Origin of the sequence: Clostridium tarantellae (genome assembly GCF_009295725.1) — a bacterium.
In the GTDB taxonomy this organism is placed as follows: domain Bacteria; phylum Bacillota; class Clostridia; order Clostridiales; family Clostridiaceae; genus Sarcina; species Sarcina tarantellae.
The window spans coordinates 1-7,796 of record NZ_WHJC01000157.1 but is presented as its reverse complement, the minus strand read 5'-3'; the positions used below and the strand labels follow the sequence as shown (position 1 = coordinate 7,796).

2 protein-coding genes are annotated in these 7,796 nt (G+C 23.7%); both read left to right on the top strand.

What is annotated here, in order from left to right; translation table 11 throughout:
• Nucleotides 1–12: 12 nt before the first annotated feature.
• On the top strand, nt 13–3,480 hold the full coding sequence (gene addB, locus GBZ86_RS10195; protein WP_152890336.1) for a helicase-exonuclease AddAB subunit AddB: 3,468 nt from the start codon (nt 13–15) through the stop codon (nt 3,478–3,480).
• Nucleotides 3,480–7,259, top strand: a complete 3,780-nt coding sequence (gene addA, locus GBZ86_RS10190; RefSeq protein ID WP_152890334.1) for a helicase-exonuclease AddAB subunit AddA — start codon at nt 3,480–3,482, stop codon at nt 7,257–7,259. Before addB ends, addA begins: the two co-directional genes overlap by 1 nt.
• Nucleotides 7,260–7,796 lie beyond the last annotated feature (537 nt).

The window sequence follows — 7,796 nt, the reverse complement described above, 5'->3', positions numbered from 1 at the left end:
ATGGAGGTCTTTATGGGATTAAGAATAATATATGGGAGAGCAGGAACGGGAAAAAGTTATTATTGTATAAATCAAATAAAAAAAAAGATAGAAAAAGGAGTAGAAAATAAGTTATTGCTTATTGTTCCAGAACAATTTACTTTCCAAACAGAAAATAAAATTCTAAATAATATAGGTGAAAAATATGTATTATATGCTGATGTTTTAAGTTTTAAAAGATTAGCTTATAAAGTATTTAACAAATATGGTGGTTTAAATAAAAAATTAATGAAAGATGCTGGTAAAAGCATGTTAATCTATAGACTACTTGAAGACTTAAGTAATGAAATGACTATATTTTCAGGTGCTGCTAAACAAGCTGGATTTATTGATATTGTTTCAAAAACTATTACTGAATTTAAAAAGTATAATATTACCGAGGAAATATTAAATAATATATATGAAGAAACAGAAGATGAAAATTTAAAATTAAAGATTCAGGATTTAAAGCTTTTATTCAGCAATTTTAATATTAAATTACATGAAAATTATATAGATGGGGAAGATCAACTTGATATGTTATCAGACAAGCTTGAAGATTGTAATATGTATGATGGAGCAGAAGTATGGATAGATGAATTTACTACTTTTACTCCTCAACAAATTAAAATTATTTTAAAACTTATAAAACGAGCTAAAACAGTTAACATAACTTTATCTTTAGATGAAAATAATGTTTCTATTGGTGATAGTGATTTATTTGCAGCAACCAAAAGTACAGAAAAAAGATTAATAAGAGCTATTGAGGAAAATAATTTGCCTTTTAAAGGATATATAAATTTAAATGAAGAGATACCATTTAAATTTAAAGAAGATAAAGAGCTATATCATATTGAGAGACAAATGTATTTTTATCCTTTTAAAGAATATAAAGGTGAAAATAAAAATGTAAGACTATATAAAGCTAATAATAGCTATGATGAAATAGAGTTTATAGCAAAAGATATTTTAAGATTAATTAGAGAAAAAGGCTATAGATTTAAAGATATAGCTATTGTATGTAGAAATATAGAATCTTATGAAAAAATAAGTACAGTAATATTTAATGAATATGAAATTCCATACTACATTGATAAAAAAATGGATGTTGCAAGTAATCCGTTAATAGTTTTAATAACTTCAGCTATTGATATAGTAACAAAAAATTGGAACTATGAAAGTATGTTTAAATATTTGAAAAGTGGATTAGTAGGTATAGAAACAGAACATATTGATATTTTAGAGAATTATGTATTAGCTAATGGTATAAAAGGTGATAAATGGGATAAGAAATGGCAAATAATAATTCAAAATTTATTTAAACAACAAGATATAACTGAAGAAGATAAAGAACATATGATAATAATAAACAAAATAAGAGAACAAGTTATAGTTCCTTTGAAAAAATTTTATGAAAAATGTACTGGAAAGAAAACTTTAAGAGAGTTAAGTAAATATTTATATGAATTTTTAGATGAAGATTTAAATGTAATAGAAAGAATTGATAAAGTTGTAACCTATTTTGAAGAGAAAAATTTACCACAAAAAGCAAAAGAATATTCTCAAGTATTAGATATATTTATAGAAGTTTTAGATCAAGCTGTAGAAGTATTAGGAGAAGAAGTTATTGAATTAAAAGAGTTTTCTAAAATTCTTAATGTAGGGTTTTCTAAATATGAAATGGGTTTAATACCTATATCATTAGATGAAGTGACAGTAGGAGATATAACTAGAGTTAAAAGTAATGGTGCTAAAGCTGTATATATTGTGGGTGTAAATGATGGAGTGCTACCTTCAGTTAATAAGGATGAGGGAATATTATCAGATAAGGATAGAGAATTTTTAAAGTTTAAAGGTATAGATTTGGCCTCAGATACTAAAACAAAAATGTTTGAAGAACAATTTTTAGTTTATACAGCATTAACCATATCGAAAGAATATTTAGTTATAACTTACCCCTTATCAGATTTTGAAGGAAAATCTTTAAGACCATCTATTGTTGTTCATAGATTAAAAAAAATATTACCTAATATCATTGAAGAAAGTGAAAGTTTTAAGCATAATTTAGAAAATAATTTTTATTATAAAATTTCATCAAAAGTACCCACCTTTAATGAACTTATAGGAGCTTTAAGAAAAAATTATGATGGCAAAGTAATAGAAGAGTACTGGAGTGATGTATATAATTGGTTTAAAAATCATGCAGAATGGATAGAAAAATCAAATAGAATATTTAAAGGATTAGCATATACAAATTTAGAGGAAAGTTTATCTAAAGAAAAAATAAAGAAATTATATGGTGATAAAAATGGAAAAATAACTTTAAGTGTTTCTAGATTAGAAAAATATGCCCAGTGCCCATTTGCATATTATGTTCAATATGGTTTAAAAGCCAAGGATAGAAAAATATATGAATTTACTTCACCAGATTTAGGAAATTTCATGCATGAAATTCTAGATGAATTTACAGATGAAGTTAGAAGTGAAGGATTAAAATGGTGTGATTTAAATATAGAAAAATGTAGAGAAATAATAAATATTTTAGTTGAAAAACAATTAAATAAAAATAAAGAATCTATTTTAAATAGTTCTAAAAGGTACAAATATTTTACAGATAGATTTAAAAGAATTTTAACTAAATCAGTAGTTATTATATCTGAGCAAATGAAAAGAAGCAATTTTGAAGTATTCAAAAATGAATTTGCTTTTGGAACTAACACAGATGGAAACCCAATAAAAATAGAATTATCGTCAGGAGAAGTAGTTTATTTAACTGGAAGAATAGATAGAATAGATACTTTAAGTTTAGAGGATAAATCTTATTTAAGAATTATAGATTATAAATCAGGAAATACAAAGTTTGATTTAAATAAATTATATAATGGACTACAAATTCAATTATTAGTATATTTAGATGCATTAATAAAAAATTCAGAAAACATAATTAAAAAACAAGCTTACCCAGGAGCTATACTTTATTTTAAAATAGATGACCCTATAATAAAATCAAATAAAAATTTAAATGAAAATGAAATAAAAGAAAAAGTATTAAAAGAATTAAAAATGGATGGATTACTTTTAAAAGATATAGAAGTGGTTAAATGTATGGATAATGAATTAGAGAGCGGATATTCTTTAATAATTCCAGCTGCAATAAAAAAGGATGGAGAACTTAGGGAAACAAGTTCAGTAATAACAAAAGAGCAGTTTGATATATTAAGAGCTTATGTTAATGAAAAAATGATAGAAATTTGTAATGATATTTTAACTGGAAAAATAAATATAGAACCATGCAAAGAAGATAAAATAACAGTATGTGATTTTTGTGATTATTCTCATATATGCCAATTTGATAGTGGTATAGAAAATAATAAATATAATGTTATATCTAATAAGAATGATAAAGAGCTGTGGAATGAAATGGGAAGTAGAATCACTTTAAATTTAGGGGAGGGTAAGTAATGGGAACTAAATGGACTAAAGAACAACTTTCTGCTATTGAAACGAGAGGATGTAATCTTTTAGTTGCAGCAGCTGCTGGTTCAGGAAAAACTGCGGTTTTAGTTGAAAGAATAATAAAAATGATAACAAATAAAGAAAATCCAGTAGATATAGATAGATTATTAGTTGTGACTTTTACTAATGCTGCAGCTTCAGAAATGAGAGAAAGAATAGGTGATGCTATATCGAAAGAATTAGAGAAAGATCCAACATCTGTTATTTTGCAAAGACAATTAGCATTATTAAATAGAGCTAGCATTACTACTATGCATTCTTTTTGTTTAGAAGTTATAAAGAATAATTTTCATCTTATTGAATTAGATCCTGCATTTAGAATTGGAGATGAAACGGAATGTACATTGATAAAGCAAGAGTTAGTAGTTGATTTGTTTGAAGAAAGATACAATGAAGAAGATAAAAATTTCTTAGCTTTAGTAGAAGCCTATGGAGGAAGCAAAAATGATAATAAATTACATGATATATTATTAAGATTATATCATTTTTCTATGAGTGGACCTTGGCCAGAAGAATGGTTAACAGAAAAAGCAGAAGATTTTAATATTTTATCAATAGAAGAATTAGATAAAAAAGCTTGGGTTAATATATTAAAACAAAGTATGTATATAGAAATAGAAAGCTTTTTAGAGATGTTAAATGAAGCTTATAATATTTGTGAAAGTACATTAGGATTAGAACCTTATTTAGAAAATATAAAGGATGATATTTTACAAATAGAACATATTAGTAAATCTTTAGATAGTAGTTTAAGTAAAATACAAAAAGTTTTAAGTAATATCAAATTTTCTACTTTAAAAAGAGTTAAAAAAAGCGATGTAGGAAATGAGGATTCACAGAATAAAGTAAAAGAGTTAAGAGAAGTAGTTAAAAAATCTATAAAAGAACTTAAGGAAAAAGTTTTTTATATTGAATTAGATGAAGCTATAGAAGGAATAAGAAAAATGTATCCTTTAATAAAATGCTTAACTAATTTGGTTATAGAGTTTTCAAAAAAATATAATGAGAAAAAAAGAGAAAAAGGTATATTAGATTTCAATGATTTAGAACATTTATGTTTAAAAATATTAATTAATAGCGAAAATAAAAAAAATATTTTACCATCGAAAGTAGCACTAGATTTTAGAGAAAAATTTAAAGAAGTTTTAGTAGATGAATATCAAGATAGTAATAATGTTCAAGAAACTATAATAAATATGATTTCAAAAAAAAATACTAAAGAACCTAATGTATTTATGGTAGGAGATGTAAAACAAAGTATTTATAGATTTAGACAAGCAAAACCTGAATTATTTTTAGAGAAGTATAATACTTATAAAGAAAAAGGAAATAAATATAATAAAAAAATAATGTTATATAAAAATTTTAGAAGTAGAAAAGAAGTTATATATGGTGCAAATTATATTTTTAAAATTTTAATGAGTGAAATAGTAGGTGAGCTTAATTACGATGAAAAAGAATCTTTAAATTTAGGTGCTGATTATAAAAAATTAGAAAAAAATAATGTATTAGTGCAAAATGAATGTTTGGATGATATAGAAATAGCTGGAGATATAGAACTTCATATACTTAATAAGGCAGGACAAAAGATTGAGGAATCAAATGTAAGTGATGAAGATGAAATTATAGTAAAAGAAGAGGATGACTTAGATTGCATTCAATTAGAAGCTAGAATAGTAGCACAACGGATAAATGAATTAATGAATTCAAATGATAGAAATACTTATATGGTTTGGGATAAACAAATAAATAAATATAGGAAATTAAGGTTTAAAGATATAGTTATACTTTTAAGAGCAACTAAAAATTGGGCTGAAACCTTTGTTGAAGAATTAGGTATGGAGGGTATACCTGTTTATGCTGATACTGGAACAGGATATTTTCAAAGCATAGAAATAAGAACGATGATGGCTCTTCTTCATATAATAGATAATCCACTTCAGGATATTTATATAATATCATCATTACGTTCACCAATTTTTTCTTTCAATGCTGAAGAATTAGCGGAAATTAGACTTTTAGATAAGAAAAAATATTTTTATGAAAATATAAAGGAAATTTGCAAAGGAATTTTTGATGATGAGATAAATATTGAATTAAAAAATAAATGTTTATATTTTAAAAAATGCTTAAAGAAATGGAGAGAAAAGTCTGTTTATACTCCTATTGATGAATTTATTTGGTATTTATATACGGATACTTCATACTATGGTTATGTTGGAGCTATGCCTAATGGAGTTCAAAGACAAGCTAATTTAAGAATTTTGTTTCAAAGAGCTAAACAGTATGAAGAAACTAGTTTTAAAGGATTATTTAATTTTATTAATTTTATTAATAAGTTAAAGAAATCTTCAGGAGATTTAGGAAGTGCTAAAATTTTAGGTGAAAATGAAAATGTAGTGAGAATAATGAGTATACACAAAAGTAAAGGGTTAGAGTTTCCAGTAGTATTTTTATCAGGAGCAGGAAAACAATTTAATCTTATGGATTTAAAAAGTAACTTATTATTCCATGATGAATTAGGTATAGGGGCAGATTGTATAGATATAGAAAAAAGAATAAGTTACCCTACATTACAAAAATATTCTATTAAGAAAAAAATTGAGTTAGAGACATTATCAGAAGAAATGAGAATTTTATATGTTGCATTTACTAGAGCAAAGGAGAAATTAATAATAACAGGAGCAACAAATGATATAATAAAGAGTTGTGGAAATTGGTGTAATGCAGCTATGATAAATGATAATTTAACTATATCTCCAAGTAAAGTAATGAAAGGTAAAAGTTATTTAGATTGGATTTCAATGGCCATGGTAAAGCATCCTAAAGGTAAAGTAATTAGAGAAATTGGAAATTTAGATGTTGATTTTGATTCTAAAGAAATATCCACATGGAACATAAAAATTTGGAATAAAAAAGATATTTTTGTGGATGATATAAATGATAATGTGGATAAAGTTGAGGATAAAAAATTATTTGTTGATAATTCACATAATAAAGTTAATTTAGAAATTGAGAAAAGATTAAATTTTAAATATAAATATTATGAAAGTTGTAGTATGCCTTCTAATATATCAGTATCAGATATAAAAAAAGCTGAATATGAAGATATAGAAGAACAAAGTTATAATTTATATAAAAATCCAATTAAGAAAGTGCCTAAATTTATAAAAGAAGAAAGTAAAATATCAGCTGCTGAAAAAGGTACAATAATTCATTTTGTGATGCAAAATTTAGATTTAAATAAAGTTGGCAATTTAAATGATATAAAAAATCAAATTGAGGATATGAAAAGTTGTGAACTTTTAACAGAAGAACAATTCAAAATAATAAATCCATATAAAATTAAAGCTTTCTTTAAAGATGAATTAGGTAAAAGATTAATAAAGGCATTTAAGGAAGAAAAACATATTTATAGAGAATTACCTTTTTTAACTGAAATACCTAGTATTAGAATAAATAAAAATTTAGATAAAGAAATATATGGAGAAGAAAAGTTAAGACTTCAAGGAATAATAGATTGTTTTTTTGAAGAGGAAGATGGAATAGTTTTATTAGATTATAAAACTGATTATGTTGAAGATGGAAGTGAGAAGGAACTGTTAGATAGATATAAAGTTCAAATTGATTTGTATTCTTCTACGATAGAAAAAGTCACTGGAAAGAATGTAAAAGAAAAGTTTTTATATTTGTTTTATTTAGAAAAAAGTATTAAATATAAATAAAAATGTCTTAAAAAGCATTGTAGCAAGGTAAAAGCAATATACTTATTAGAACATTATAGAATATTATGTTAAGTTATGTTTATACTCCATATACATTAACAATATTTAATTTTAGTTTTTATAGATAACTATAGCCTTTAATAATATAGATTTTTAATCAATTTAAGCTATATTATTAAATAGCTTTATATTGGCTTGTATTAGTTTTTTAATTTAAAAGGATAAAATACTCTATGAATAAATAAAAACTTGTTATAAAGGCGTATATAGAGTTTTAAACATATAGAATGTGTTATTACCTAAAAAAAATAATAAAATTCAATTAATTTTTATTTAACTAGAAAAAATAATTGAAAAAAAGAAGAAAAAAAAGAAGAATTTAAGATTTGTTTTTAAATTTAATAAATTACTTAGTAATATCATAAATAGATTTAATAGCATATTTAATTCATAAGTATATTATATTATAAAACATAAAGCTCTTAAACTAGCTTATGAAATTAATTTTTATTTGTAAAATTATGTATAAAGATCAAA